At 70.4% G+C, this 1,555-nt stretch carries 1 pseudogene; it reads right to left on the bottom strand.

Going from position 1 to position 1,555, the window contains the following annotated elements:
• Window positions 1–750: 750 nt before the first annotated feature.
• A pseudogene (locus AB0K60_RS16870) lies at window positions 751–1,555 on the bottom strand (hypothetical protein); the annotation flags it as partial.

Consider the following 1,555-nt stretch of genomic DNA (forward strand, 5'->3'; position numbering starts at 1 on the left):
TCCGAACCCGGTAGTTAAGCTTTCCAGCGCCGATGGTACTGCACTCGAAGGGGTGTGGGAGAGTAGGACGCCGCCGGACATCTTTATAGTGTGAATGGCCCCTGGGCTGGGAGTTTCGATTCCTGGCGTCCGGGGGCCTTCGCATGCCCGCGTGCCTGTCTGCAAGGTTGGTGCGGGGTTGGGCGAGTGTGGGCCTCGGCCAGGCCCCAGCGGGCGACGTCGCCGCCCCAGGGTTGTCGTATGCGCCCGTGGTGCGCCCGCCCTCCGAACTGGGCCTCCAAGCTCCCGTGTCGAGGGCTGGTCAGTTGACCGATGATGTGGTCAACGTGGCAGAGTTCTTCGCCGGCGAATTGCCATCCTTCATCGCCGAGCAGTTGTTGCAGGTCAGCGGGCAAGTGCCAGCCTGACGCGTGGTGACGCGGGCATCGGGGGCAGTCGTCGGCCGTGGCGTCAATGATCACGACGTGGTCATCGAGTCGATGAACAGCTTCGTCAGTGTTCGGACCTTGCTAGGCTGGAGGGGCCGGGCCACCCTTCCGACGGGTGGCCTTCGTCGCGTCAGGCCAGCGAGGGCGGGGCAGCGATTGAGCGAACGGGGCTGGAACCCCGCGGCCAGGACCGCCCGCACGAAGACTGCAGCTCGCACACGTACCGGTCAGGGCGTACGTGCTGAACGGGCAATGAAGGACAGAAGTGAACAGAGACGACGGGCGCGAGGACGCAGGACGGCCCGATGAGAGCGGCTCCCGATCAGGAGGGGCGGACTCCGGCAGGAACCGCGGGTTCCGCGATGACCGCACGGGCACGGGTCGGGACAGGCGCGAAGGGTATGTGAGCCGTTCCGGCGAGCGTTCTGCTCGGCGCCCCGGAGACGGTCCCCGCTACGGCGAGCGGCGAGAAGGCCGCTCCGGCTCCTACGGGGGCCGCGGCCGTGAGGAACAGGGCGGACGATTCGGCGGCCGTGGCGACCAGCGCGGCTACCAGGGCAGTGACCGGGGCCGTCGCGACGAGCGGCGTGGCTTCGGGCGGGATGACCGACCGCGCGGCCGGGAGGGCGGATACGGCGGCGGCGACCGTTCCGGGTCCGGTTACCGCGACCGCGGCGGCCGTGACACCGCCTGGGGCGGCGATCGCGGTGGTTACCGGGAGCGCGATGACTTCGGGCGTGGCGACCGCGACCGTCGGCCGTACGGGGATCGTGACGACGCGCGGCGCGGGTACGGCTCCCGCGACCGGGACGGCCGAGACCGTCCGGGTTCCTACCGGGACCGCGAGAGCGGGTTCAGTGCGCGGGGCGGCGATCGGCCCCAGCGGGCCTACGGCGACCGTGATGGCGGACGCCGAGAGGGCTACGGCTACGGCGACCGGCGTGATCGTGGTGATCGTCCGCAGCGGTCGTTTGGGGATCGTGAGGGTGGACGCCGTGAGTTCGGGCGTGGTCGGGACGATCGCGGGTTCCGCTCGGAGGATCGCGGTTTCCGGGACCGTGAGGGGTTCCGGGGGCGGGATGACCGGCGTGATGATCGTGGTCGTCCGGGGTCGGGTGATCGGCAGG

The sequence above is a fragment of the Thermopolyspora sp. NPDC052614 genome (assembly GCF_040678635.1).
In the GTDB taxonomy this organism is placed as follows: Bacteria; Actinomycetota; Actinomycetes; order Streptosporangiales; family Streptosporangiaceae; genus Thermopolyspora.